Raw genomic sequence first — 25,140 nt, 5'->3', positions numbered from 1 at the left:
GGGGCGGGGCGGGAAGCGATCAGCATAGTTCGCGGGGGTGCCGCATCAAGCCTGTTCGAGTGTGGTGCAGTGTGTTTGAATGTGTTGAATATACCGCCTGCTCGTCCGTGAACGCCCGCTGGAGCGCCCGATGACCACCGATGCCGCCACCGCTGCCGCAGCCGCCTTCGCCTCCGCCTTCGACGGCGCCCCCGACGGCGTGTGGGCCGCTCCCGGCCGGATCAACCTGATCGGCGAGCACACCGACTACAACGAGGGCTTCGTGCTGCCCGCCGCGCTCCCGCACGCCACCCGGGTCGCGGCCCGCCGCCGCGCGGACGGCCTGGTGCGGCTGTTCAGCGCGCAGGGCGACGGCGCGGTGGCCGAGTTCGCGCTCGCCGACCTGGCGCCGGGCTCGGTGCCGGGCTGGGCGGCGTACCCGGCGGGCGTGTTCTGGGCGCTGGCCGAGGCCGGGCACCCGGTGGGCGGGGCCGACCTGGCGTTCGCCTCGGACGTGCCGACCGGGGCGGGCCTGTCCTCGTCCGCGGCGCTGGAGTGCGCGACCGCGATCGCCCTGGACGAGCTGTACGGCCTGGGCCTGGACGCCCCGGCCCGGGCGCTGCTGGCCCAGCGCGCCGAGAACGCCTACGTCGGGGTGCCGTGCGGCGCGCTCGACCAGATGGCGTCCAGCTGCTGCGTCGCGGGCCACGCGTACTTCCTCGACACCCGGACGCTCACCGGCCGCCAGGTGCCGCTGGACCTGCCCGCGGTCGGCCTGTCCCTGCTGGTGGTCGACACCCGGGTCAAGCACGACCTGGGCGACGGCGCGTACGCGGGCCTGCGGGCGGGGTGCGAGCGGGCCGCCGAGCTGCTCGGGGTGCGGGCGCTGCGCGACGTCGCGGCGGACGGGCTGGCCGCGGCCCAGGAGCGGCTGCCGGCCGAACTGCGGCCGCTGCTGCGGCACGTGGTGACCGAGGACCAGCGGGTGCTGGACACCGTCGCGCTGCTGGACGCGGGCGACCCGCGGGCGCTCGGCCCGGTGCTGACCGCCGGGCACGCCTCGCTGCGCGACGACTACCGGGTCTCCTGCCCGGAGACCGACCTGGTGGTGGCGACCGCGAACGCGGCGGGCGCGCTGGGGGCCCGGATGATGGGCGGCGGCTTCGGCGGCTCGGTGCTCGTCCTGGCGGACACCGAGCGGCTGGCGGAGATCGAGCGGGCGGTGCACGAGGCGTTCGCGGCGGCCGGGTTCGGCGCGCCGCAGGCGTTCCCGGCGGTGCCCTCGCAGGGGGCGCACCGGGTGGCCTGAGTCGCGGAGCCCCGCCAGGGGCCCGGGGAACGGCGGGGCCGTGGCTGCTGACGGTTCACTGCCGGGGCGTGCGGTCGCTTCGGGTTCTGTTCCCGGGCCCGAAGCAGCACGAACGTCAGCTGGGCTCCGGCCCCCAGCAGCACGGCCCCGCCGTTCCCCGAGCCCCTGGCGGGGCCCGCCCTCGGGGTTAGCGCTCGCGCAGGGTGCGGGCGGCGGTCTCGGGGCGGACGTCGTTCATGAACGCGCCCATGCCGGACTCGGTGCCGGCCAGGTACTTGAGCTTGTCGGCGGTGCGGCGCAGGGTGAACAGCTCCAGGTGCAGGGCGAGTTCGGTGGCGGCGGGCCGCGGGGTCTGGTGCCAGGCGGCGATGTACGGGGCCGGTTCGGGGAAGAGCCGGTCGAAGCGGCGCAGCAGGTCGAGGTAGATCCGCGGGAACTCCGCGCGGGCGGCCGCGTCCAGCGCGGTGAGGTCGGCGGCCCGGCGGTTGGGGTAGAGGTGGACCTCGTACGGCCAGCGGGCGGCGAACGGGACGAAGGCCGTCCAGTGCTCGCCGGCCAGCACGACCCGGGAGTCGGGCTGGCCGGTGGTGGCGCGCTCGGCGGCCAGCACGTCGTCGTACAGGTTGCGGCCGGTCGCGGCGAGGTGGGCGGCGGCGCGGTCCAGGGCGAGGGCGGTGCGCGGGGTGGTGAACGGGAAGGCGTAGATCTGGCCGTGCGGGTGGCCCAGGGTCACGCCGATCTCGGCGCCGCGGTTCTCGAAGCAGTACACCTGCCGGACGCCGGGGCGGGCGTACAGCTCGGCGGTGCGGTCGGTCCAGGCGTCCAGCACCAGGCGGGCGCGGTCCTCGTCCAGGTCGGCGAAGGAGGCGGCGTGGTCGGAGGTGAAGCAGACCACCTCGCAGCGGCCGGTGCCGGGGGTGAGCGCGTACGGGCCGTCCGACCGGGGGGCGACGTGCGCGGCGGAGGAGTCGGCGAGCGACGGGAAGCGGTTCTCGAAGACGGCGACCTGGTAGTCCGCGGCCGGAATCTCGCTGAGCCGCCCGTCCCGGGACGGGCAGAGCGGGCACTCGTCGGCCGGCGGGTGGTAGGTGCGGGACTGGCGGTGCGCGGCGATGGTGACCGGGTCGCCGGTGAACGGGTCGATCCGGACCTCGGAGACGCTCGCCGCGGGCTCCAGCGGCCGGGCGTCGACCGCGTCGCGGACGGTGGGTTCGGCGTCGTAGTAGACCAGTTCGCGGCCGTCGGCCAGCTTGGTCACCGTCTTGTGCACGGCGGCACTCCTCGTGGTTCGTGGCGCGGCTCGGGGCAGGGACGGCGAGCCGATACATCAAACATCTTCGAACAGACTGCACCACAATGCAACACCCCTCCGGCTGCGGGGTGCCGGAGGGGTGCGGGGACCGGGGAGGCCGCGGGTCAGGCCTTGGCCAGGACCTCGGTGACCAGCTCGCGGGCCTCGGACTGGACCTGGGCGAGGTGCTGCTCGCCGCGGAAGCTCTCCGCGTAGATCTTGTAGACGTCCTCGGTGCCGGAGGGGCGGGCGGCGAACCAGGCGTTCTCGGTGGTGACCTTGAGGCCGCCGATCGCGGCGCCGTTGCCGGGGGCGTGGGTGAGGACGGCGGTGATGGGTTCGCCCGCGAGGGAGTCGGCGGTGACCCGGTCGGCGTCCAGCGCCGCGAGGGCGGCCTTCTGCTCGCGGTCGGCGGGGGCGTCGACCCGGGCGTAGACGGGGTCGCCGTGCCGGGCGACGAGTTCGCGGTGCAGGGCGGAGGGGGTGCTGCCGGTGACGGCGGTGATCTCGGAGGCGAGCAGGGCCAGCAGGATGCCGTCCTTGTCGGTGGTCCACGGGGAGCCGTCGCGGCGCAGGAAGGACGCCCCGGCGGACTCCTCGCCGCCGAAGGCCACGGTGCCGTTCAGCAGGCCGTCGACGAACCACTTGAAGCCGACCGGGACTTCGAGCAGCTCCCGGCCGAGCCCGGCCACCACCCGGTCGATCATCGAGGAGGAGACCAGGGTCTTACCGACGGCCGCCGCGGCGGGCCAGCCCTCGCGGTGGCGGTAGAGGTAGTCGATGGCGACGGCCAGGTAGTGGTTGGGGTTCATCAGGCCGCCGTCCGGGGTGACGATGCCGTGCCGGTCGGCGTCGGCGTCGTTGCCGGTGGCCAGCGCGTACGCGTCGCGCTTGTCGATCAGCGAGGCCATCGCGTACGGGGAGGAGCAGTCCATCCGGATCTTGCCGTCCCAGTCCAGCGTCATGAACCGCCAGGTCGGGTCGGTGAGCGGGTTGACCACGGTGAGGTCGAGGCGGTGGGTCTCGGCGATCCGGCCCCAGTAGGCGACCGAGGCGCCGCCGAGCGGGTCGGCGCCGATCCGCAGGCCCGCGTCCCGGACGGCGTCCAGGTTCAGCACGGCGGGCAGGTCGTCGACGTAGCGGCCGAGGAAGTCGTAGCGGCCGGTGGTGTCGGCGGCCAGCGCCCGGGCGTACGGGATCCGGCGGACCCCTTCCGGGCCGGCGGCGAGCAGCGCGTTGGCGCGGCGCTCGATCCAGCCGGTGGCGGTGGAGTCGGCCGGGCCGCCGTGCGGCGGGTTGTACTTGAAGCCGCCGTCGGCGGGCGGGTTGTGCGAGGGCGTCACCACGATGCCGTCGGCGAGCGCGGCCGGGCGGGCGCGGTTGTGGGCGAGGATCGCGTGCGAGACGGCCGGGGTCGGCGTGTAGCCGTCGGCGGTGTCCAGCAGCACGGTGACGCCGTTGGCGGCGAGCACCTCCAGGGTGGTGACCCGGGCCGGTTCGGACAGCGCGTGGGTGTCGATGCCGAGGAATAGCGGCCCGGTGGTGCCCTGTTCGGCCCGGTAGTCGCAGATCGCCTGCGCGGTGGCCGCGATGTGGTCCTCGTTGAAGGCGGTGCGCAGGGACGAGCCGCGGTGCCCGGAGGTGCCGAACGCGACGCGCTGGGCGACGTCCTCCGGGTCCGGGTGCAGCGCGTAGTAGTCCGTCACCAGGCGGGCGACGTCGATCAGGTCCTGCGGCTGCGCCGGCTGGCCGGCCCGTGCGTGCACCATCGTGGCTACTCTCCTCGGTCGGTACGGCAAGGATGCCCGTCGACCATCATGCGGGCCACAGTGCGTCAACTGCGGGAACGCCGTGGAGCAGGTGGCCGACGGGGCGTCGTCGGACGCGTGGCGCGACTACCCCGCCGGAGCGGCCGCCACTCGGCCGGCGCGCGGGACGGGTTCCGACTGCGGCCGGTCTCCCCCGGCCGGTCTCCCCCGGCCGACCGTCCGGCCGTCCGACCGGGGAGGCCGCCGGGGCGGCTACTTCTTGCGGCCGCCGCCGCTGCCGCCGCGCTTGGGCTGGGCGGTGCGGCCGCCGCCGGTGCGCCGGCCCGGCTTGGGCTTGGGCTTTCCGGCCTGGCCGGTGCGCTGCTGGGGCTGGGCCCTGGACTTCTTCGTGCTGGACGGGCGGCGCTGCTCCTCGGCGGCGGCGGTGCGGCCGCGGGAGCTGTTGGCGGTGCGGCCGCGGACGATGCCGATGAACTCCTCGACCAGGTCGGTGGTGGCCTCCTCGGGCCAGGCCAGGGCGACCTGCGACTGCGGGACGTCGGCCAGGGTGCGGTAGGTGAGGTCGCGGCGGTGGTGCAGCCGGGCCAGGGACTGCGGGACGGCCAGCACGCCGACGTTGGCGGCGACCAGCTCGATCGCGTCGGCGGTGGTGGCGGGCCGCTCGAAGGCGGGGCGGCCGGGCGGTTCGGGCCAGTCGAGGGTGTCGTCCTGCGGGTGGAAGACGACCTCCTCGGCGAGGTCGGCGACGGTGACCTCCTCGGCGGCGGCCAGCCAGTGGTCCTTGGGGAACACCACGACGGTGGTCTCGGTGTACAGCGGGATGGCGCTGAGCACCGTCCGGTCCACCGGCAGCCGGACCAGGCCGGCGTCCGCGCCGCCGGACAGCAGCAGGGCGTGGCCGTCGGCGGGCGCGGACTGCAGCAGCTCGACCGGCACGTCGGGCAGCCGCTCCCCCCACACCCGCAGCCACTTGGTGGGCGTCACCCCCGGCACGTACACCAGGCGGAAGGGGGCGGCGGACGGCTGGTTCTCGGTCTCGGTCACGGGCTCCAGGCTAGCGGGCACGGGCGGCGGGACGGCCCCGAGCCGGGCGGGGCGGGGGCGGCCGGGACCGCGACGGCCCCGGGGCGGCGGGACGGCCCTGAGCTGGGCGGGTGGGCCGGGCAGGGGCGCGCTCCCTATACCCTTGTCGCATGACTACGCCCAAGCCCAAGACCTCCCAGACCATGAAGCCCGCGACCGCGGCCAAGAAGCTGGGGATCTACCTGGCGGCGACCCCCGCCGAGTTCCGGGCGGGCGTCGTCTCCCGCGACGAGCTCAACGCGATGCAGGCCGAGCCCCCGCAGTGGCTGGCCGACCTGCGCCGCAACGGCCCGCACCCGCGCCAGCTGGTGGCCTCGCGGCTGGGCATCTCGGTGACCGGCCTGAACCGCGCCGGGATCACCGAGGCGCTGACCACCGAGCAGATCGACGCGCTGCGCGAGGAGGACCCGGAGTGGCTGCGCCGCGAGCGCGCCCTCCAGGCCGAGGTGCGCAAGGAGGCGCAGCGGGTGCAGGCGGCGGCGGAGAAGGCCGCGAAGGTGAAGGCCGAGCGGGCCGCCGGGAAGGCCCGGCGCAAGTAGTGCGGTCGGGGGGGCGGCCCGGCCCGCGGGTAGCGGGGTTCGCGGGTAGCGGGGTTCGCGGGGTTCGCGGGGTTTCGAACGCCCGTCGGGTCGGTCCCGGCCGGCGGCACTCTTTCGGATGGTGCGCGCACGACATGAACGGCACCGGGGGGTACGGCGGCTGACGGGCCGTCAGCATGGCGATCATGATGTCGCTACGCCGTACCTCCTCGGCAGCCCTGGTCGCCTGCGCGGCCCTGCTGCTGCCGCTCGCCCCCACTGCCCAGGCCGCCCCGGCCGCCGACCGGGCGGGTTCCCGTCCCACCGAGGCGGCCGTCAACGGCCTGCTGGACGGAATCCGGCACGACCCGGCGCGGTTGGACGCCTTCCTGCGGGCGATGCCCAAGGGCGGTGACCTGCACAACCACCTCTCCGGCGCGGTCACCACCGAACTGCTGATCCGGCTGGCCGCGCAGGACGACCTGTGCATCGACTCGGTCACCCTCGACTCGTCGACCGGCCCCTGCCAGGGCACCAAGCGGCCCGCCGCGGACGCGCTGGCCGAGGGCGAGTTCCGCACCCGGGTGATCCGGGCCTGGTCGATGCAGGACTTCACGCCGGGCGCGGAGTCCGGCCACGACCACTTCTTCGCCACCTTCGGCAAGTTCGGCGAGGCCAGCTGGCGCCACCCCGGCACGATGATCGCCGAGGTCACCGACACCATGGCCGCCCAGCACCAGAGCTACCTGGAGACCATGCTGACGCCGGCCTCCGGCGGGGTCGCGGCGCTGGCCGCCAAGGTCGGCTTCGAGGAGGACTTCGCGGCGCTGCGGCAGAAGCTGCTGGCCGACGGCCAGATGCAGGCCCTGGTGGACTCGGCCCGCGCCGACCTGGACACCGCGATGGCCGAGTACCAGGCCACCGAGCACTGCGGCACCGCGCAGGCCCGGCCGGGCTGTTCGGTGACGGTGCGGATCCAGTCCCAGGCGTCCCGGGCGTCCACCCCGGCCCGGGTGTTCGCGCAACTGCTGATCGGCCTGGAACTCGCCTCCCAGGACGACCGGTTCGTCGCGGTGAACCTGGTGCAGCCGGAGGACTACCAGGCCTCGCTGGACAACTACCGACTGCAGATGCGGATGCTGGAGTACCTGCGCCCGCTCTACCCGAAGGCCCACGTCAGCCTGCACGCGGGCGAGTTGGTGCCCGGGCTGGTCAAGCCGGAGGACCTGACCTTCCACATCCGGCAGGCCGTGCTGACCGGCCGGGCCGAGCGGATCGGCCACGGCGTGGACGTCACCCACGAGGACGACTCGGCCGAGCTGCTGCGCACCCTGGCCGAACGCAAGGTGCTGGTCGAGGTGCCGCTGACCTCGAACGCGCAGATCCTCCAGGTCGAGGGGCGGGAGCACCCGTTCCCGCTGTACCGCAAGTACGGGGTGCCGACCGCGCTGGCCACCGACGACCCGGGCGTGGAGCGGATCGACATCACCCACGAGTACGTGCGGGCGGCCCGGACGTACGGCCTGAGCTACACCGACCTGAAGGACCTGGCGCGCAACTCGCTGGAGTACGGCTTCGTGGCGGGCCGCAGCCTGTGGCGGGACCGGAACGGCTTCAAGCCGGTGCCGGAGTGCCAGGGCCGGCCGGTCGGGTCGGAGAACCCGCTGCCGAAGTGCGCGGCGCTGCTGGCGGCCAGCCCGAAGGCGGCGCTGGAGTGGAAGCAGGAGGGCGCGTTCCGCACCTTCGAAGCCTCGGTGCTGCACCTGAAGTAGCCCGCGGGGCAGGACCACGCGTGGTCCTGCCCCAGTGGCGGGTCTCAGTGACGGGTCTCAGCGGCGGGTCTCAGCGGCGGGTGAGGTGGGAGCGGAGCTCGGCCAGCGGTTCGGCGGCGTCGGGGGCGCCGGCGGTGGTGAGCGCCGCGATGGCGGCGTCCAGGCGGGCCAGGGCGGCGTCCGGCCGGTCCAGCCGGTTGGCCTCCAGGACGGCGGCGACCCGGATCGACTCGGCCCGGCCGTGGTACGCGTCGGCGCCCTGGGCGGCGAACGCGGCGATGGCGAGCTCCATCTCGGCGAGCGCCTCCTCGTCCCGGCGCAGCGCGCTCAGGGTGCGGGCCCGGGTGTCGTGCAGGGTGCCGTCGGGGCAGCCGAAGTGGAAGTGCTGCTCCTCGCGGGCGGCGGTGCGGGCCACCTCGGCGGCCTCCTCCAGCCGGGCCAGGGCCTGTTCCCCGGCGTCGGGGTGGTCGGGGCCGTGCCGGTCCGCGGTGTGGCGGGCCTGGCGCAGCAGCATGTCGAACACCGAGTCGGGGTGCGGGGCGGTGCGGTGGCTGTCGAGGGCGCGCTGCCGGGCGAGGTCGGCGGCGGCCCACTGCTCGGCGGCGGCGAGGGTCGCGGCGGCCTCGGCGGCGACCATGGTGTGGATGTGCCGGTCCTCGAACCCGGCGACCCGGTCGGCGAGCAGCAGGTACTCCTCGGCGGCGGCCCGGGGTTCACCGGCCTCGCGCAGGCCGCGGGCCAGAGTGAGCCGGGCCTGGGCCTGTTCGCGGACGTCGAGCCCGGCGAACGCGGGCTCCAGCAGCACGGACTCCAGGACGGCCACGCCGTCGTCGGGGCGGTCGGCGGCGCACAGGGCCTGGCCGAGCATGATCCGGGCGGAGGCCGCGGAGTCGGCGTCGCCGAGGCGGTCGTAGCGGGCGGCGGACTCGGTGAACGCCCCGGCGGCCTCGGCGGGGCGGTCCAGGGCGAGGCGGGTGCGGCCGAGGCCGTCGTGCACCCGGGCGGTGGCGGCGGAGCGGTCGCCGTACCGGGCGGCCGTCCGGGCGGCCCGCTGGAAGTAGTCCTCGGCGGTCTCCAGGTCGCCCCGGTACAGGGCGAGTTCGCCGCGGTGGCCGTGGGCGTGGGCGAGCCGCCAGGGGGCGGCGGCCTGCTCGATCAGCTGCTCGGCCTCGTCGGCCATCCGGTCGGCGTCGGCGAAGGCGGCGCCGTCCTCCTGGTGGCGGCCGAGCAGGAAGCGGGCCCGGGCGCCGAGCAGCCGGGCGTTGGCCTGGCGGTGCGGGAGGCCCTGCCGGCCGGCCTCGGCGTACAGCAGGTCGAGGGTGGCCTCGGCCTCGGCGAGCGCCTGCGGGTCGGGGCCGGGGCCGTCGAGGCCGCCCGCCGCCGCGGCGGACTCGAAGACGGCGCGCAGTTCGGTGTTGGCCTGCAGTTGCAGGACGGCGACCAGTTCGCGGCCGCCGAACGGGGCGTCGGCGGCGGCCAGTTCCTCCAGCCGGGCGCGGACGTCGCGGATCGCGTCGAGGTCGCCGGGCCGGTCGTGGCCGGGGCCGACCTGCCGGGCCCGGCAGGCCAGGGCGCGGGCGGTCAGCCCGGCCTGCTCGAACAGGTCGGCGGCCTCGGCGTACCGGGCGGCGGCCTCCTGGTCGGAGAGCTGCTCCTCGAAGGCGCGCTCCAGGGCGAGTTCGGCCAGGAGCTGGGCCCGCGGGCCGAGGCCGCTGCGCTCGGCGTCCTCGGGGTACCGGTGGTCGGGGGCCTCGACCAGGGCGCCGATCCGGTTCCAGTGGACGATCGCTTCGGGGTGGCTGGTGAGGCTCAACTCGCGGGCCTTGGCGACGAGTTCGGCCAGGTCGGCGGGCTCCTGCGGGGTGTCGGCGACGGCCGGGGCGGGCGGCGGGGCCGCGGCGGGGGCGGCGGCGCGCAGGCCGAGCGGCAGCGGCTCGGCGACCAGCGGGTGCGGGCCAGCCGGGCGCGGCGGGCATCGCCGACCGCGGCGGTGCCGTTGCGCGCGTCGAAGCGGGCGGCCAACGCGTCGCCCTCGGTGCGCAGTTCGGCGTGCAGGGCGGCGGCGGTGCGGTGCGCGCCGGGCGGCCCGGCCACCGGCACGTCGCCGTGGCCGTCCTCGACCAGCCGGGACAGCAGGAGTTGGGCGCCGGTGAGGAAGTGCAGCCGGGACAGCGGGTTGCCGTGCCGGTCGAACAGGTCCCGGTTCTCGGCGAGGATCTCCAGGCCGCGCGGTTCGTTGCGGGTGAGCGCGCAGAACTCCAGGTGCAGGCCGATCGCCCGGGCGGCGCCGGAGCGGCCGCGGGCCCAGCGGTAGCCGGTCAGGTGCGCGGAGCGGGCCTCCTCGGTGCGGCCGGTGCGCAGCAGCGGCAGCAGCGCGAGGGCCCGGCTGACGTGCGGCTCCTCGGAGCAGGAGCGTTCGCCGGAGAACACCGGCCGCCAGATCTCCAGGGCCCGTTCGTCGTCGCCGAGGGTGACGAAGTGCTGGGCCTGGTGGCGCAGTTCGCAGGCGTGGCAGTCGCTGTAGCGGGAGCGCCAGCGGGTCGCCCAGCGCTCGAAGGCGTCCTGGACGCCCTCGCCGGTGTGCGCGGCGAGGTGGTACTGCCGGGCGTGGTGGGGCTGGAGGTCGTGGCCCCGGGCGAGGTAGTGCGAGCGCAGTTCGCCGTGCCAGCGGCGGACCGCCTCCAGCGGCACGTCGGGGACGCTCAGCAGGGCGGCGGCGACCCACTTGTAGCGCCAGTCGGTGGCGTGGTTCTCCCAGTCGCCGAAGCTGTCGGGGTGGTCCTTGCGGAGCTTGGCGATCCGGGCGAAGACCACCGGCAGCTTGCGCTGCTCGGCGTCGTACTCGTACGCCTCGGTGAGTTCCAGCAGGGCGGAGACGAGCAGCTCGGGTTCGTCGAACTGCTCGGCGGCGTCGACGAGTTCCTCGGCGGTGACGGTGCGCGGCCGGCCGTGCGGCAGTTCGTCGTTGGCGCGCAGGGCGGCCCGGACGGCGTCGGGGGTGTCGAGCATCACGGCTCCTGGTGCGGCGTGGTCGGGCCGGTCCGGTCGGCGTCGGCGGCGGCGGGCTCGTGGCCGAGCATGGCGTGGTCGAGCAGGGCGAGGAAGGAGCGGTTCAGCAGGGCGGACTCGCTGGCCTTGAGCGGGCGCCGGGTGAGCAGCAGGGCCTGGCCGTAGAGCGCTTCGACGGTGGTGGTGGCGAGTTCGGGGTGCCGGATGGCGGCGGCCCGGCGCACCAGCGGGTTGAGGTGGTTGAGGACGAGCTGGGCGCGGGGCGCGGAGCTGCCGAGCGAGCCGAGGATGTCGGCCCACAGGCCGTCGGCCTGGTCGGCGAGCCGGGTGCGGGTGCGCTCGTGCCGGGCCTCCCGGTCGTCGAGCAGCAGGGCGGGGGCGCTGCCGGGGTGGAAGGTGCGCAGCGCGACGTCGCAGTCGAAGCGGCCGAGCACCTCGCGGGCGGTGGCGAGGAACGCGGCGGCGGCCAGCTCGGTGGCCGGGTCGACGTTGTCCAGGTGCGCGGTGACGGTGGCCGGGTCGAGGTCGGCGACGGTGGTGCCGGTGCGGATCTCGGGCAGCCGGTGGACCAGGTCCCGGTCGTAGGTGTAGCCGCCGTTGACGACGCCGAGGCCGGCCGCGCCGGCGATCGGGGCGACCTGGCGGAACTCCTCGACGGTGCGGGTGACCAGGACGACCGGGTGGGCGCGGACGAACTCGTCCAGCGTGACGTTGCCGTCGGTGGTCTCGAACGGCAGCCAGGGCAACAGCATCCGCAGCAGCTGGTCGTCGTGCCGGGCCAGCGACTTGACCGCCAGGTGGTGCACGGACAGGAAGCGGTGCAGCAGGCCCGGGTCGCTGGCGGAGAGGTCGGTCAGCCAGTCGCGGATGCGCAGGCCGAGCGCGTCGCGGACGGCGGCGAGCGTCTCGTCCGCGTACAGCGCCTCGCGGGAGGCGGTGGGGCGCAGCCGTTCGGCGTCGACCACGCAGCGCACGAAGAACGCCCACTCGGGGAGCAGTTCGTCGGCCTGGTCGGAGAGCAGCATGCCCTTGAGGTGGACGCGGTGCCCGGCCCGGCGGGAGGGCGGGACGGCCTCGGGGAGCACGTAGGCGACGCCGCCGAGGCCGACCAGCGGCAGGTCGAGGTCGATGGTGTCGAGCGGGGTGAAGCCGAAGGTGTCGCGGCAGTGCGCGGTGAGCGCCTCGCGGCGGGCGGCGGGGTTGGCGTGGCGGCGGGCCCAGGGCGCGGGGGTCTCGTTGATCCGGGTGGCGTGCCCGGCGCCGTCGACGACGGTGACCGGGTGGCGCAGCAGGCTGCCGTAGTGGCGGGCCAGTTCGAGGACGCGGCGCGGGGCGGTCCACTCCTCGGTGTCGGCGCGCGGGGTGAGGGTGACGGTGGTGCCGGGCTCGGGGCGGGCGTCGGCGGGCAGGGTGGTGATGGTGTAGCGGCCGTCGGAGCGGCCGCGCCACTCGACCACCGGCGCGTCGGGGGTGCGGGCGGAGCGGGTGGTGACGGTGATCTCGTCGGCGACGACGAAGCAGGCGAGCAGGCCGATGCCGAACTGGCCGATGAACTCGCTGCGGGCGTCGGCGAGTTGCCCGGCGTCCAGGTCGCCGTCGGCGGTCCGCTTGGAGCTGCGGCCGATGGTGGCGAGGAAGGTGTGCACGTCGGCCTCGGTGAGGCCGACGCCGGTGTCGGAGACCGAGAAGGCGTCGCCGGTGGTGACGGTGATCGCGGCGGGCGCGGCCGGGTCGAGGGCCTGCCGGGCGGTGATCGCGTCGACCGCGTTCTGCAGCAGTTCGCGCAGGTAGACGCGGGGGCTGGAGTACAGGTGGTGGGAGAGCAGGTCGACCAGGCCGCGCAGGTCCACCTGGAAGGTGTGCGCGCTGGGGTCGTTCGGGGTCACCTGGGCTGGTCCTTCGGCTGGTGCGGGCGGAGGTCTGGGGGGGTGGGCCGGTCCAGTGGGTCCGGCCGGGCCGGGCGGGCCGGAGGGCGGGTGGGCCGGGCGGGCCGGAGAGCGGGCCGGAGAGCGGGTGGGGCCGGATCAGTGCCCGGCGCACTGCCGGCGGGTGCGCTGGTACACCTCGGCCGCGTCGCCCCAGTAGCCCCACGGCAGGTCGGCGGCGCGGTCGCCGAGCTCGGCGAACAGCAGGTGGGCGGCGGCGGGCTGCTCGGCGAGCACGAACGCCATCGCGAACACGTTGTGGGCGATCGGCCAGTCCCGGCCGCGGACGTAGTCGGGGTGCCGCACCGAGCGGTCGGCGGCCTCGTGCAGCTGCGCCCGGACGTGCTCCTGGTCCATGTAGGCGGCGTCCTCGCCGGGGGGCAGCGAGAGCCAGTGCTCGATGTGCGCGGAGGCGACGAGTTCGCCGAGCGGGCTGCCCCCGGGGGCGGCGAGCATCGAGGCGCGGGCGAAGGCGTGCATCTGCTCGTGCGAGCCCTGCCACTTCTCGCACAGCTGCTGCAGGCGCTGGCGGTGCGAGTCGAGGTGGCCGGGGCTGCGGCGCAGCGCGGCCTCGAAGCGGTGGCGGGCGGCCTCCCGGTCGATCGAGGCGCCGCGGCCGCTGCGCTGCAGGAAGTACCAGGGGCCGAGCAGCTCCGGGTCGAGTTCGGCGGCCCGGTAGAGGTGCTCCTCGGCGCTCTCCAGCCGCTCCTGGAAGAGCTTCCACTGCTCCTCGGTGACGTTCCTGGCCCGGCCCGCGGTGCGCGCCTCCCAGGCCCAGGCGACGTGCCGGGCACCCTGGACGAGTTGCAGCAGCGGGTCGTCCGGGGCGGCGGCGAGCAGCTTGCCGAGCAGCACCTCGGCGCCGGTGACGTCGGCGACGGCCTCCACCATCAGCGTCAGGTCGTCCTGGTCGGCGGCGGCGTCGAGGATCGCCCGGGCGGCGGGCCAGGAACCGACGCCGACGAAGGCCCGCAGCCTGGCCAGGTCGGCGTCGCCGAACGCCGGGTCGATGGCGGGGCGCCCCTGCGGCGGCGCGTCCGCGGCCGCCGGGCCGTCCTCGCCGGTGTCGCGACGGCCGAGCAGCCGAGCGAACAGTCCCATTCCCGGGTTCCCTCCGAAGTGCTTCGCGTTCCCACGGGGCCCCGCGTGCGCGGCGGTCCCCGGACGGAGATTCCTATCACGTCCGTGGGACAGGTGTGCGAAGTGTTTTCCGCCCGGGAACGGCGGCGGGGGCGGGCACCCCACCGACCCGCCTCCGCGCGGTGCGCACGGTCGTGCCGCGGTACGGCTCGGCCTTCCCTCCGGGGCGGTTCCCGGTTCGCCCGGCGGTGCCGGTGGACGCGGGGATCGGCGGTGGACGCGGGGTTCGGCGGTGGGGGGACGTCCGGTACGGTCGGGGCGTGATCGAGGACGCGGCGGGTCGGGGTTCGGTGTGGTGGGCGGTCGCCAAGGAGCGGGCGGTCGGCTGCTGGTGGCAGTTGCTCGTGGTGGAGTTGCTGCACCTGGTCGTGCTGGCCGTGCTGAGCACCGTCGTGTCCGGGGCCGGGGCGGTGCGGTCGGCCACGGCGGTGCTGCTGTTCGCGGTCGGTGCGGTGCTCGGGGCCTGGCGCTGGTCGGCCCGGCTGCGGCTGCTGGACGGCGAGCGCGACCTGGTGCGGGCGCTGCGGACGGCGGGCTCCCCCGTCCTGCGGCTGGCCCTGCTGACCACCGCGGTGAACCCGTACGGGCTGGCCTGGTTGGCGTCGACGCTGCTCTCGGACGACGACTCGCTGATGCGGTCGCTGGCGCCGGTGCTGTTCCCGCTCGGCCTGTGCCTGGCGGCGGTCTTCGCGCTGCTGCCGATGGCCGTCCTGCTGGAGGGTCGCGGCCTCGGCCGCTCCTGGCGGCTGCTGCGCGGCAGCCGGAGTTCCGTGCTGCGGGTCGGGCTGGTGGTGCTGGGCCAGGCGGCGCTGTCCGTGCTGCTGCCGGGCTCGATGCTGTCCCTGCTGATCGACCCGGCCTGCGCGGTGCTGCTGTTCGCCTCCTACCGGCTCTCCCTGGACGAGGAGAACTCCCGTACGCACGAAGGTTTCTGAGGCTTCGTCAGGCCAGTTCGAGGATGCGTTCGGCGACCAGCTGCGGCCGGTCGATCGGCAGTGAGTGCCCGGCGTCCGGGACGACCTCGACCCGGGCGTCCGGCAGGACGCGGGCGATCCGTTCGGCGACGGCCCGTGAGTCGTGCAGCGCGCTGCGGGCGCCGAGCAGGAACAGCGCGGAGGAGCCGCCGATCCGGCGCAGCTCCCCGTCGGTGAGGACGGGCGGCACGGGCAGGGCGCGCCGGAAGCCCGCCGCGGCGCGGCCCAGTTTCGCCAACTCCCCTTCCAGTACGGCCCGGTTGCCGACCGCGCGGGCCAGCGCGGGACGCAGCGGCCGGGGTGCGCAGGCGGCCAGGCCGCCGGCGATCAGCCAGGCGTAGAAGCGGAAGCCGAAGCCGTTGAACCCGGCCGGGTCGAGCAGGGTGAGCGCGCCGGCCCGGCCGGGGTGGTGCAGCCGGTGCTGGAGGGCGACCCAGCCGCCGTAGGAGCAGCCGACCAGGTGCACGTCAGCGAGGTCGAGTCCGGCGAGCAGTTCCTCCAGCCAGCGGGCGGCGTCGCGGCCGTCGGCGATCGGGGCGCGCTGCACACTGGCACCGGGCTCGCCGACCGGGTCGACCGCGAACACCGTTCTCCGGCGGGCGAGTTCGGCGATCTGGTGGTGCCACATCAGGGCGTTGCCACCGGCTCCGGGCAGCAGCACGATCGGCCGCCCGGCATCCGCCGCGGCGGCGCCGTCGGGGCCGACCCGCAGGACCCGGGTGGTGCCGTAGGCGGTGGGAACGTCGCACGGAACGGGCGGGGCGGGCCACAGGGCGGCCAGGGCGTGGCCGTAGGCAGCCCGGAAGCGGTCGGCGGCGCGGGGGTTCCTGAACTCGCTGATTCGCATGGTACATGTGTATCACGGCATGATACGGGTGTACCAGGGAGGCCGGATCATGAACAGCAAGGTCGAGCACGAGGAGCGCCGTCGGCAGATCGCCGAGGCGCTGCTGCGGATCGCCGACACCCAGGGGCTGCAGTCCGCCAGCATGCGCGCCGTCGCCACCGAGGCGGGCGTCTCGCTGCGCCTGGTCCAGTACTACTTCCACTCCAAGGAGGGCCTGCTGCTGGACGCGCTGGCCCGGCTCGGCGCCCAGCTCCAGGACCGGATGGCCCGCTGGATCACCGCCGCCGGCAGCCCGCCCACCCCGCGCGCGCTGGTCACCGCCGTGCTGTCCTGCATCCTGCCCACGGACGCCGAGAGCCGGCGCATCACCCGCACCTACGCCGCGTACTACACCCTGGTGCTCAACGACCCCGAACTGCTGGCCAGGCACGGCACCGGGCAGGCCGACCTGCTGGAGGGCTTCCTGGCCGGGCAGGTGCGGACCGCCCAGGCCGCCGGGGAGGTCGCCGCCTCCCGCGATCCGGAGATCACCGCCGCCGGTCTGGCCGCCATGGTCAACGGCCTCGGCCAGAGCGTCCTGGGCGGCCAGCGCACCGGCGAGCAGGCGCTCACCGTCCTGACCCGGCACCTGGACGAGCTGTTCGGCGCCGCCTGACCTGGGCCCGGCCTGAGCCCGCTCCGGCGTCGGCCTGCCCCTGACTTGGGCCCGGCCTGGGCCTGACCGGCGGACGGCCCGGGGCCGGGCACCGGTTCCCCGGCCCGGCAGGCGGGTTGGTATGTTCTCCAACCGTCACTGCTGCAACAGCTGTCTCATGGGGGGATTCCTTCAGCATGCGCATCCGTCAACTCGCCGCCGCCGCGGCCCTGCTGACCTTCGCACTGGCCGCCACCGGCTGCGACCCGGAGGACGGCGCGGACTCCGGCTCGACCGCCGCCGCGCCGACCGCCGCCGCCACCACCGGCTCCACCGCGGGCTCCACCGCCCCGACCGGTGCCGCGTCCAAGTCCGCCGCCGCCTCCAAGTCCGCCGGAGCCGGCGCGTCCAAGTCCGCCGCCGCGCCCGCCGGGGGGACGGCCGTCGACTCCAAGGACGAGGCCGCCTTCGAGGCCGGCAGCCTGGACCCGGCGACCTGCGTCTCGTTCTACAAGCAGCACAAGGTCATGCTGGTGGAGAGCATCTCCGGCGGGCAGCTCAAGGGCCGCCAGGAGAAGACCACGTGCAGCAAGTACGGTCGGGAGCTGGACGACACCGGCGTCACGCCCACCACCTTCAAGCTCGCCTCCGGCTTCACCGTCACCCTCCTGGTGAAGCCGACCGGCAACACCAGCGTCTACCCGCGCTACCAGGCGAAGTCGTTCTCCTTCGAGGAGTTCGCGAAGGTCCGCCAGCCCTGCTTCGACACCGCCGAACCGGACAGCCGGCCGGCCGGCCTCGAGTGCGGGTTCCTGTTCGTCTACGACACCGACAGCAGCGGTGCCGTCACCGGGATGCACGAGACCTGGGAGCCCACCGACTGACACCCCCGCCCGGGCCGGGGGCGGAGCGCTAGGGTCGGGGCCATGACGCCTCGGCCCGAAGGCACTTCACGCACGCTGCGGAACACCTCGCGCATCCTGCTGCTCGACGACCGGGGCCGCCTGCTGCTGCTCTGCTCCCGCGACCCGCGGCCGGCGGGCGGTCGCTGGTGGTTCACCGTCGGCGGCGGCACCGAGGAGGGCGAGGACGCGCTGACCGCCGCCGTCCGGGAGCTGCGCGAGGAGACCGGGCTCGACCTGCCCGCCGAACGCCTCGGCCCGGTGGTCATGACCCGCACCGCCGACTTCACCTTCGACGGCCGCCCCTTCCGCCAGTGGGAGGAGTACCGCCTGCTGCGCCTGACCGCCGCCGAGACCGCCGCCGTCCGGGTCGACCCCGGCGAGGCCAGGTTCGGCCACCACTGGTGGAGCGTCCAGGAGTTGGCCACCACCGACCAGACCGTCCGCCCCCGCGACCTGGCCGTCCTGCTCCCCGCCCTGCTCCGCGACGGCCCCGGCCCGGCCCCGCTGGACCTCGGTGAGGTCGACGATGACGACGACCAGGTCGGCAGCTGACCCCCCCGAGGCGGTTGAGTCGCAGGGCGTAGGGCGTCAACTCCGTTACGTGAGACGGCGGATGTCGGTGGCGAGACGGCGGAGCAGCGCGAGCCGGGTCACCGGGCGGGGCGGGGCGAGGAGGGTCAGGGTCCGCTGCATCAGGGCGCGCGTCCTCTCGTCGGGCTCCGCCGCCAGCAGGCCCTCCAGCTCCCCGGTCGTCGCGCCGGTGGCGGCGCGACCCTGGAAACGGACCCAGCGGTCGTCCGGGCTGTCGCCACCGGCCCAGGGCGTACGGAACAGCGCCACGCAGCGGGGGTCCTCGAACCACCACTGGCCGAGCGCCCGCCGCGCGTGGCGCCGGACCTCCGGCGCGGGGTCGTCGGCGGCCCGCTCCAGCAGCAGCCCGGGCAGGTCGGTCCCGTCCGGCTCGCGCCGGAGGAACCAGTCCAGGGCGGTCCGCCGGACGGCGGGCGCCGGATCGTGCCGGAGCGCCGTGTGCATGAGGTCCGCCACCCGGGCGTCGTCCGGCCGGTCGCCGAGGACGTCGAGCACCTCGCTGCGGAGCATGTTGTCGGGTTCCGTGCGGGCGCGGTCGAGCAGGAGGGTGAGGAGGTCCGGATCGGCCCGGTCCGTGCCGACGTGGATGAGGGAGAAGGCCAACAACCGGTCCTCGGCCGACGCGGCCGACCCGAAGGTGTCCACGAGCGCGGCGCGCTCCTCCGGGTGCCGGTCCAGCCAACTGCGTACATGGCGCCGCTGCCACGACGGCATTCGAGTAACGACCCGACCGTTGATCAACCAGTTCATGCCGTTGCGCAACGGCATCCGGTCACCTCGCCGCCAAGCCAGAACGGCCTCCCCCACCGCTGCCTCCGCCTGCGCCGAATCCACCGACCGCCCCGGCACACTGCTGGTTGCCGACGGCTGCATGAAAGCTGCCCGGCCCTTTCCGAGTCGCTCGGCGGCCAGTGCGCGAACAAACGAGTCCGGATCATCAATCGCCTGGCGCCGAAAGAACGCCTCCACAGTGGTCATATCGCTGTCGTCGAGCTCTGCTCCGGCGAGCACCGTGCACAGCAAGTAGCGTGCCACGAGGTCTGGGTGATCCGCCGCATAGTCGATCACCACCTCGAGGACGCCGGGCGCGATGTCTCCCGAACGCAGCACCCTGCCTACTACCGCGTAGGCTGTCGACCCGAACGACCCGTCGATCAGGCGGAGGAGGGCGTCGGGGTCGTCCAGGAGCGCGCTTGCCGGTCCAGCACCGGCGCCGTCTCCTCTCGCGTCCCCCCAGAGGGCGTACCACTGGAGGTAGCGTCGCCGTCCGATCCACTGCGGACCGAAACCCTCCAGGGCCGAACTCAGAGTTCCGTAGCTCTGGCCCTCCTCCTGGTCGAGCTGCCTGGTGACCGCATCGATGGCCCGGTTGCTCCGGTCCGCCAGGACGGCGATCTTCTTCACCTCGGCGAGCACCCGCAGCGCCAGCGCCAACTTGCCCGCCTCGTAGCGGTCGTGTCGCTCCCGGTGCAGTCGGAGCAGGCCGTCGACCAGGGCGCCGGTGTCGCGTTCGCGGAGCTGGCCGGCGACCAGTAGCAGGACCTCGTGCCAACTCGGGTCCTCGGCGCGCGGGATGAGCACCTCGTCGACCAACTGCTGCGGCGTCCACTCGCGTTCGTGCTCGTAGCGGTAGACGAGGTCGTCGGCGGCCAGGTACTCCAGGAAGGTGCGGTGGACGAAGCCGTACACGCCGCCGCCGTAGCGGGCCAGGATGAAGTTGCGTTCGCGGAGTTGGCAGACCATGGCGCGGGCGGCGGGGCGGGCGCGGTCGGGGGCGATGTCGCACAACTGCAGGTATTCGCGGAAGAGTTCCTCGATGGCTCGCTCGTCCACGTGGTTGCCGGAGATGCCGTCGCGGCCCTCCTGCATGCGGCGGGCGAGCAGGCGGAGGAGTTCGAGGCGTTCTTCCTGGCCGAGGACGTCGAGGGTGTCGGCGACGGCGGGCGGGAGGTGGGCGGTGAGGTGCTTGGCGTCGCGGTCCCAGCGGGCGACGAGCACCGTGACGGCGTGGCGGTAGACGCCGTGGCGGTCGCGCGGGAGGGTCTGGCGGCGGCCGAGGATGGCGAGGATGGTGAGCAGCAGCGGGTTCCCGGCGAGTTCGCGGACCTGGCGCGAGCGGGCGAGGGCGTCGCCGAGACGGGTGACCAGGGTGGCGGCGTCGGCGGGGCGGCCGGGGCAGGAGGTGGCGTACCAGCGGTGGGCGAAGGCGGCGATCTGCTGGTCGTCGAGGTCCTGGAGCATGTGGTGGGCGAACCCGGCGGCGTCGAGCACCGCGCGGTGGTAGCCGACGGTGCGGGAGGTGACCAGGATCCGGCAGTCCGGGTAGCGGGCGGCGAAGGCGGCGATCCGGCGGGCGGTGGCGGCCCGGACCTCGGGGTCGAAGAGTTCGTCGAGGCCGTCGAAGACCACCAGCGCGCGGCCGCCTTCCAGGATCGGCAGCAGGACGTCCGGGGGCGGGGCCAGGCCCTCGGTGCGGGCCAGGTGGGCGAGGAAGTCCTCGAAGGTCGACCGCTGCCACTCCTCCTGGGCGTACGTCCGCAGTTCGACGACCAGCGGGGTGTGGCCGTCGAGCGCGGCGAGCGGCTCCGCGCCGTCGAGTTCGGCCCCGGTGAGGGCGAGGGCGAGGAAGTGCGCGAGGGTCGACTTCCCGGCGCCCGGGTCGCCGAGCAGGACGGCCCGGCGGGCGTCGTCGCGGGCCAGGACGGCCAGGACGGGTTCGCCGGGCCGCTGCTGGTAGGCGTCCCGGATCTCCGCCAGCCGCTCCGGGTCGAGGCCGGGCGGCAGTGGCGGCAGCTGCTCGGCCGACAGTTCGCCGCCCTCCAGCAGCCGCTGCCGCAGCTCCCGGGACAGCTCCACCTGCGGCGGGTCGGCCCGGACCGACGGCGGGACGAAGACCTCGCGCAGCTCGACGACGGGCTGCTCGCCCTGGTCGTGGTCGGGGGTGAGCACCTCCAGGTCGAGGCGGCCGTACGTCTCGGCCACCCGGCGGGCGTACGCCCGGAGGGCAGCGGCCTGCGGTGCGGCGGCGGGCTGCGGTGCGGCGGCGGCCTGCGGTGCGGCGGCGGCCTGCGGTGCGAGGGCGGGCTGTTCGGCCGCGCCGAGCGCGGTCTCCAGTTCGAGGTGGCGGCGGTGCCACAGCTTCGGGTCGAGCAGCGCGGTCGGCACCGAACGGGTGGCGGGGGCGCAGTCGCGGCAGGCGTCCAGCAGCGTCCGAACGGTGTTCCAGTCCGGCGTCCGCTGGAAGTCGCCGTTCAGCAAGCGGTACGCGGTGCTCCTGCTGATCGGCAAATCGGCGTCGGCGCTCGCCCTGGCCAGCCGCTCGTAGCTCGGGCGGCCGGCCGCCCGGTGGACCTCGTCCAGCGCGTCGACGTACCGCTGCCGTGCCTGCTCCGCCACCATGCCCCCGTACCGCCCCGGTCGCCGCCCGCCGTTCCGGAACGTTCCGGGACGTTCCGCGTCGGCGGGCCCATCGTACGGCGGTGGCAGCGGAGTTCGGGTGCTCGTTCCGGTTCCGCCCGGTCCGCCCCGCGGGCGGCGGCGGGGGTCGAGGGTGCTCCTCGTAGGCAGTCCGTCCGAGTACGAGGAGTCCCGTCCGTGAGCGCCGAACTGATGCTCTTCCTGTTGGCCCTGCTGGTCTTCGCGGGGGTGGTGCTGCCGGCCGTCTGGTCGCGGCACGGCTACCGGCGCGCCGCCGCGCGGCGGACGCTGGTGCTGTTGTTGCGGGCGGTGCGGGGGCGGTTCACGCCCTGATCCCGCTGCCGCCCGGCGCGGGTCCGGTGGGCCGGGGCGAATGCCGTTGCGGGCGTCGGCGGGTGCGCCGTACCGTCACCGCGTGGACGTCGAACGCAGGCCGCCGGTGCGGCCCGAGGAGGTCGTCGCGCTGCTCGCCGAGCAGACCGGCGCGTGCGCGATGGCCCGGGAGGCCGTCCGCGCGGGCGGGGAGGTCGTGCTCCTGCCGGACCCGGCGCCGCACTGGATGGTCTTCGGCAACAGCGCGGGCAGGCTGCGGAGAACCCGGCACACCGGGCAGCTCACGGTCGGCCTCGACGAGAGCGTGGCGATCCTGCGGGAGCACGGCGGCGCGTGGCTGCGCACCGGCTGGATCGAGACGGTCGACCGGTCCTGGTGGTTCCTGCTGTACTTCGACGCGACCGGCGCCGAACTGCTGGCGTGCGCGGCCGTCCGGCTCCCCCCGCGCACGGCTGCGGGCGGCGCGGTCCGGCCCGGGACCGAGACCGGGCCCGGCGCCGTCACTTCGGCAGGAAGACCGCGTACTCCTTGACCCGGGCGGTCTCGCCCTCGGCGAGCTGGGCGTACACCGCCACCTCGTCGACCGTCCGGAACTGGCCGAGCTCCTCGCGGGCCCGGACCACCCGGGCGGCCGCCTCGGGCGGGAGCGAGCAGTGGGCGGAGATCGCCTCGGCCGGGGCGGAGTTGAGGTCGACCAGGCCGCCGTCGTCGTAGGGGCCGGCCAGGTCGGGGCGGCCGATCCGCAGTTCGTGCGCCATCACGGCGTCCCGCGCGACCAGGGCCCGGGCCTCCTCGCGCCGGGCCCGGGCGGCGAGGCGGGCCGCCACCACGGGGTCGGCGGAGCCGGGGCCGGTCGGCGGCGGGACGGCCAGGCCGTACACCTCGCGGCGGACCGGGCCGATCTGCACGCAGGCGAACCCGACGGTGCTGACCAGGCCGATCACGAACAGCCCCTCCAGCGCGTCGCCCACTCCCCCGCTGACGTGGCCCTGCGCGTCGTGCGGGACGAAGGAGCTGAGCGTGAACAGCAGGACGACGAGCACGGCGTAGACCGCCGCGCGCATCCGCAGGCTGCGGCGGTTCAGCCGGGAGGCCGCGTGCAGGAAGGGCAGCGGCGTCAGCAGGCCGAACGAGCAGATCATGGCGACGAAGTACCAGTTCCCCTTCGGGCGGCGCGCCGTCGGCGGCGGGAGGGGCGACTGCCCGCCGGGGTGCGGCGGGTGGGGTGCGGTCATGGTGGCGGCTCTCGTCCGGGGCCGGGCCGCGCGAGGCGGGCGGGCCGCGCCGCGTGCCGGGGTCGGGGCGGCAAGTGACGCCCCATGATAGGGCGTTCGGGACGGTTCGGGACCGGCTTCGTTCAGTCGGCGGCGGCATCGCGCCCGCGGCGGCGGTCGGTGCGGGCCAGCAGCAGGGCCGCCGCGACCGGCAGCGCGACCATCGCGCGGAGCAGGCCGCTCTCCGGGTGGGCGTCCTGGCGCAGGTGCAGGGCGAGGTACGCGGCGGCGAGGCCGACGGCACCGGCGAGGCCGAGCGGGCGGGCGGCCGCGCGGATGCGGCGGTCGGCGAGGGCGGCGAGCGCCACCGACAGCGCTCCGGCCGCGGCGAGCCCGGGGTGCGCGAAGCCGAGGCCGTAACGGACCGCGAGGGCCGGGACCAGGAACAGCACCAGCGTCCGGCGCAGCAGCACGGCGAGCGCGGCGGTCCCGGGGCCGGGGGTGGCGACCGGGGCGGGGCGGCGGTCGCGCCCGGTGGCGGCGAGGACCGCCAGGGCGAGCACCGCTTCGGGCCAACGTCCTTGCAGGTGGCGGAGGTTGTAGAGCAGCGCGGTGTCGTAGACCACCATCACCAGGGTGCCGACGGCCCACAGTTCGGCGGCGAAGCGCAGCAACCCGAGGGTGTCCAGCGGCCGTTCCGCCCCCGGCGCGCGGCGGGCGGTGCGCAGCAGCAGCGGCGCGGTGCACAGCGCCGACAGCATCCGGATCGCCACGTCCTGGACGGTCCACGGGTTGCGCAGCGCCCATTCGACGGTGCAGAACACCAGGGTGTACGAGGCGGTGGTCGTCCACACCAGCGCGGGCGAGCCGAGGACGCGACGCAGCAGCGCGGGGCCGAGGCGGTGCAGCACCGTCGCGTAGGCCAGCAGTACGAACGGCAGCTCCAGGAACGCCTGCACCCGCAGCACCGTCGGCGCGAACAGCCCGGGCACCGGCAGGTGCGCGGCCAGCGCCCGGACCACCGGGTGCCCGGTCGGCTCGGCGAACCACCCGGGCGGCAGGTACCGGGCGACGTACCCGGCGTCGCCGCCGTGCACCCGCAACAGGTAGGCGGAGCACAGCAGTTGGTTCAGGTAGACCAGCGCGACCACCCCGGCCAGCAGCACCTCCGGCCGGATGCCGCGGGAGGCAGCGGTAGGGGCAGCCGGGGCGGCGGGAGCGGCGGCAGGAACAGCGGGAGCGGCGGCAGAAACGGCGGGAGCAGCCAGGGCAGGCGGAGCGGCCGGGGCGGCGGGAACGGTCGGAACGGCCGGGGCGGCGGGAGCAGCCGGAACGGCCGGGGCGGCGGGAGCAGCCGGAACGGCCGGGGCGGCGGGAACGGCAGGAACGGTCGGAACGGCCGGGGCGGTCGGGGTGGCGGAAACGGCCGGGGCGGCGGCAGGGGCAGCCGGGGCGGCGGGAACGGCCGGAACGGCGGGAGCAGCGGCAGGAACGGCGGGAGCAGCCGGGGCAGGCGGGGCGGCGGCCGGAACGGCGGGAACGGCCGGAACGGCCGGGGTCGCGGGAACGGCCGGGGCAGGCGGGGCGGCGGCCGGAACGGCCGGGGCGGNGGCCGGAACGGCGGGAACGGGCGGGCGCAGGGCGCGGGGGCCGAGCAGCAGGGCGGTGCCGGTGGAGCCGAGGACGGCGGCGTCGACCAGCAGCACGGTGGTGGTCATCCGCAGGATGCTACTGCCGGGCATCGGGCCTGCTCACCGCCGGGGCGGCCCGGCCGGTCCGCAGCCGGGCCGCAACCGGCCGCAGCCGGTCCCACGGGCGGGCCGGACGGCCGGAGCTGCCGGGAGGCGGCCCGGACGTCGGCCCGGGTTGGCATGATGGTCGGATGAGCGATCAGCAGCGCACCGAGCCTTCCCGGGTGGCCGACGACCGGGCCTCCCTGACCGAGTTCCTCCAGTACCAGCGCGAGACGCTGGCGATGAAGTGCGCCGGGCTGACGTCCGAACAGTTGCGGCTGCGAGCCGTGCCGCCGTCGGAGCTCTCCCTGCTCGGCCTGGTGCGGCACTTGGCCGAGGTCGAGCGGGGCTGGTTCCGGAACGTGGTGAACGGCGACGAGGCACCCGTGCACTGGCCGGGCGGCACCGCGTTCGAGGTGGCGGCGGCCGACCCGGACGAGGCGTTCCGGGTCTGGCACGAGGAGTGCGCCCGCTCCCGGGCCACCGTCAACGACGCCGCCTCCTTCGACGCGCCCGTGCGCTGGCGCGAGGAGGTCTTCACGCTGCGCTACGTCGTCACCCACATGATCGAGGAGTACGCCCGGCACAACGGCCACGCCGACCTGCTGCGCGAGTGCATCGACGGCAGCACCGGGGAGTAGGGCGGATCGCGGGCGGCGGGCCCCGGCGAACGGGCTGAGGGGCCGAGGGGCTGACG

Annotated in this window: 20 protein-coding genes; 10 read left to right on the top strand and 10 right to left on the bottom strand. The window is 75.4% G+C overall.

All coding sequences use genetic code 11. From position 1 onward, the window contains the following. The first annotated feature begins 130 nt into the window (after positions 1-130). On the top strand, positions 131-1,288 hold the full coding sequence (galK, locus tag HUT16_RS28810) for a galactokinase (RefSeq protein WP_176190964.1): 1,158 nt from the start codon (positions 131-133) through the stop codon (positions 1,286-1,288). A gap of 187 nt (positions 1,289-1,475) precedes the next feature. Here the strand turns inward: galK and galT are convergent, their stop codons facing one another. The 3 genes from galT to HUT16_RS28795 form a co-directional block, all read right to left on the bottom strand. Next, positions 1,476-2,558, bottom strand: coding sequence for a galactose-1-phosphate uridylyltransferase (gene galT / locus HUT16_RS28805; RefSeq protein ID WP_176190963.1), 1,083 nt, complete (start codon positions 2,556-2,558; stop codon positions 1,476-1,478). 146 nt (positions 2,559-2,704) lie between these two features. Continuing rightward, positions 2,705-4,348: a phosphoglucomutase (alpha-D-glucose-1,6-bisphosphate-dependent) gene (pgm, locus tag HUT16_RS28800; RefSeq protein WP_176190962.1), complete on the bottom strand. Its 1,644-nt coding sequence runs from the start codon at positions 4,346-4,348 to the stop codon at positions 2,705-2,707. A 252-nt stretch (positions 4,349-4,600) separates the two neighbouring features. Then, positions 4,601-5,392: a LysR family substrate-binding domain-containing protein gene (locus tag HUT16_RS28795; protein ID WP_176190961.1), complete on the bottom strand. Its 792-nt coding sequence runs from the start codon at positions 5,390-5,392 to the stop codon at positions 4,601-4,603. Between the two features lie 149 nt (positions 5,393-5,541). On the opposite strand from HUT16_RS28795, the gene HUT16_RS28790 reads away from it, so the two are divergent. Together HUT16_RS28790 and HUT16_RS28785 are read left to right on the top strand one after the other, a co-directional pair. Then, positions 5,542-5,970 (top strand): DUF5997 family protein, encoded by a 429-nt coding sequence (locus HUT16_RS28790; RefSeq protein ID WP_176190960.1) that lies wholly within the window; start codon positions 5,542-5,544, stop codon positions 5,968-5,970. A gap of 176 nt (positions 5,971-6,146) precedes the next feature. Next, positions 6,147-7,721, top strand: coding sequence for an adenosine deaminase (locus HUT16_RS28785; protein WP_176190959.1), 1,575 nt, complete (start codon positions 6,147-6,149; stop codon positions 7,719-7,721). A gap of 70 nt (positions 7,722-7,791) precedes the next feature. Here HUT16_RS28785 and HUT16_RS28780 read toward each other — a convergent pair whose 3' ends face one another. The 4 genes from HUT16_RS28780 to HUT16_RS28765 form a co-directional block, all read right to left on the bottom strand. Then, positions 7,792-9,534 carry a tetratricopeptide repeat protein gene (locus HUT16_RS28780; RefSeq protein WP_176190958.1) on the bottom strand — a complete coding sequence of 581 codons (1,743 nt, stop codon included), beginning with the start codon at positions 9,532-9,534 and terminating at the stop codon, positions 7,792-7,794. Then, entirely contained in the window at positions 9,531-10,730 is a 1,200-nt protein-coding gene (locus tag HUT16_RS28775; protein WP_176190957.1) for a hypothetical protein, read from the bottom strand. Before HUT16_RS28775 ends, HUT16_RS28780 begins: the two co-directional genes overlap by 4 nt. Further along, entirely contained in the window at positions 10,730-12,616 is a 1,887-nt protein-coding gene (locus tag HUT16_RS28770; RefSeq protein WP_176190956.1) for an HSP90 family protein, read from the bottom strand. Before HUT16_RS28770 ends, HUT16_RS28775 begins: the two co-directional genes overlap by 1 nt. A 138-nt stretch (positions 12,617-12,754) precedes the next feature. Further along, complete coding sequence (locus tag HUT16_RS28765; RefSeq protein ID WP_176190955.1) at positions 12,755-13,756, bottom strand: hypothetical protein; 1,002 nt, start codon at positions 13,754-13,756, stop codon at positions 12,755-12,757. Positions 13,757-14,055: 299 nt separating this feature from the next. Between HUT16_RS28765 and HUT16_RS28760 the strand changes: the two genes are divergently transcribed. Next, positions 14,056-14,730, top strand: coding sequence for a hypothetical protein (locus tag HUT16_RS28760; RefSeq protein WP_176190954.1), 675 nt, complete (start codon positions 14,056-14,058; stop codon positions 14,728-14,730). 7 nt (positions 14,731-14,737) lie between these two features. Here the strand turns inward: HUT16_RS28760 and HUT16_RS28755 are convergent, their stop codons facing one another. Then, complete coding sequence (locus HUT16_RS28755) at positions 14,738-15,616, bottom strand: alpha/beta fold hydrolase (RefSeq protein WP_176190953.1); 879 nt, start codon at positions 15,614-15,616, stop codon at positions 14,738-14,740. A 49-nt stretch (positions 15,617-15,665) separates the two neighbouring features. On the opposite strand from HUT16_RS28755, the gene HUT16_RS28750 reads away from it, so the two are divergent. The 3 genes from HUT16_RS28750 to HUT16_RS28740 all read left to right on the top strand — a co-directional run bounded on the left by HUT16_RS28750 (position 15,666) and on the right by HUT16_RS28740 (position 17,707). Beyond that, positions 15,666-16,271 (top strand): TetR/AcrR family transcriptional regulator, encoded by a 606-nt coding sequence (locus tag HUT16_RS28750; protein WP_176190952.1) that lies wholly within the window; start codon positions 15,666-15,668, stop codon positions 16,269-16,271. Positions 16,272-16,447: 176 nt separating this feature from the next. Next, the gene (locus HUT16_RS28745; protein ID WP_176190951.1) at positions 16,448-17,134 is read left to right on the top strand and encodes a hypothetical protein; all 687 of its coding nucleotides are present in this window, start codon (positions 16,448-16,450) and stop codon (positions 17,132-17,134) included. Between the two features lie 42 nt (positions 17,135-17,176). After that, positions 17,177-17,707: an NUDIX hydrolase gene (locus HUT16_RS28740; protein WP_176190950.1), complete on the top strand. Its 531-nt coding sequence runs from the start codon at positions 17,177-17,179 to the stop codon at positions 17,705-17,707. A gap of 45 nt (positions 17,708-17,752) precedes the next feature. On the opposite strand, the gene HUT16_RS39400 is transcribed toward HUT16_RS28740, so the two are convergent. Beyond that, complete coding sequence (locus tag HUT16_RS39400) at positions 17,753-21,142, bottom strand: NACHT domain-containing NTPase (RefSeq protein ID WP_176190949.1); 3,390 nt, start codon at positions 21,140-21,142, stop codon at positions 17,753-17,755. Between the two features lie 198 nt (positions 21,143-21,340). Between HUT16_RS39400 and HUT16_RS28730 the strand changes: the two genes are divergently transcribed. Together HUT16_RS28730 and HUT16_RS28725 are read left to right on the top strand one after the other, a co-directional pair. Next, positions 21,341-21,496 (top strand): hypothetical protein, encoded by a 156-nt coding sequence (locus tag HUT16_RS28730; RefSeq protein ID WP_176184174.1) that lies wholly within the window; start codon positions 21,341-21,343, stop codon positions 21,494-21,496. Between the two features lie 82 nt (positions 21,497-21,578). Next, on the top strand, positions 21,579-22,028 hold the full coding sequence (locus tag HUT16_RS28725; protein WP_176190948.1) for a hypothetical protein: 450 nt from the start codon (positions 21,579-21,581) through the stop codon (positions 22,026-22,028). Here the strand turns inward: HUT16_RS28725 and HUT16_RS28720 are convergent. Continuing rightward, positions 21,997-22,731 carry a helix-hairpin-helix domain-containing protein gene (locus tag HUT16_RS28720; protein ID WP_176190947.1) on the bottom strand — a complete coding sequence of 245 codons (735 nt, stop codon included), beginning with the start codon at positions 22,729-22,731 and terminating at the stop codon, positions 21,997-21,999. The two genes, HUT16_RS28725 and HUT16_RS28720, sit on opposite strands and share 32 nt — an antisense overlap. A gap of 1,861 nt (positions 22,732-24,592) precedes the next feature. On the opposite strand from HUT16_RS28720, the gene HUT16_RS28710 reads away from it, so the two are divergent. Continuing rightward, the gene (locus HUT16_RS28710; protein WP_176190945.1) at positions 24,593-25,084 is read left to right on the top strand and encodes a DinB family protein; all 492 of its coding nucleotides are present in this window, start codon (positions 24,593-24,595) and stop codon (positions 25,082-25,084) included. Positions 25,085-25,140 lie beyond the last annotated feature (56 nt).

The sequence above is a fragment of the Kitasatospora sp. NA04385 genome, from assembly GCF_013364235.1.
Taxonomy (GTDB): domain Bacteria; phylum Actinomycetota; class Actinomycetes; order Streptomycetales; family Streptomycetaceae; genus Kitasatospora.
Note: the sequence above shows the minus strand (reverse complement) of the source record. Positions and strands in the feature narration are given on the sequence as shown.

What these genes read in the sequence shown, in the direction of transcription:
- galK (WP_176190964.1), top strand. Translation starts at nt 131, where the DNA reads ATGACCACCGATGCCGCCACCGCTGCCGCAGCCGCCTTCGCCTCCGCC.
- pgm (WP_176190962.1), bottom strand. Translation starts at nt 4,348, where the DNA reads ATGGTGCACGCACGGGCCGGCCAGCCGGCGCAGCCGCAGGACCTGATC.
- HUT16_RS28790 (WP_176190960.1), top strand. Translation starts at nt 5,542, where the DNA reads ATGACTACGCCCAAGCCCAAGACCTCCCAGACCATGAAGCCCGCGACC.
- HUT16_RS28785 (WP_176190959.1), top strand. Translation starts at nt 6,147, where the DNA reads ATGGCGATCATGATGTCGCTACGCCGTACCTCCTCGGCAGCCCTGGTC.
- HUT16_RS28775 (WP_176190957.1), bottom strand. Translation starts at nt 10,730, where the DNA reads ATGCTCGACACCCCCGACGCCGTCCGGGCCGCCCTGCGCGCCAACGAC.
- HUT16_RS28765 (WP_176190955.1), bottom strand. Translation starts at nt 13,756, where the DNA reads ATGGGACTGTTCGCTCGGCTGCTCGGCCGTCGCGACACCGGCGAGGAC.
- HUT16_RS28755 (WP_176190953.1), bottom strand. Translation starts at nt 15,616, where the DNA reads ATGCGAATCAGCGAGTTCAGGAACCCCCGCGCCGCCGACCGCTTCCGG.
- HUT16_RS28750 (WP_176190952.1), top strand. Translation starts at nt 15,666, where the DNA reads ATGAACAGCAAGGTCGAGCACGAGGAGCGCCGTCGGCAGATCGCCGAG.
- HUT16_RS28745 (WP_176190951.1), top strand. Translation starts at nt 16,448, where the DNA reads ATGCGCATCCGTCAACTCGCCGCCGCCGCGGCCCTGCTGACCTTCGCA.
- HUT16_RS28740 (WP_176190950.1), top strand. Translation starts at nt 17,177, where the DNA reads ATGACGCCTCGGCCCGAAGGCACTTCACGCACGCTGCGGAACACCTCG.
- HUT16_RS28720 (WP_176190947.1), bottom strand. Translation starts at nt 22,731, where the DNA reads ATGACCGCACCCCACCCGCCGCACCCCGGCGGGCAGTCGCCCCTCCCG.
- HUT16_RS28710 (WP_176190945.1), top strand. Translation starts at nt 24,593, where the DNA reads ATGAGCGATCAGCAGCGCACCGAGCCTTCCCGGGTGGCCGACGACCGG.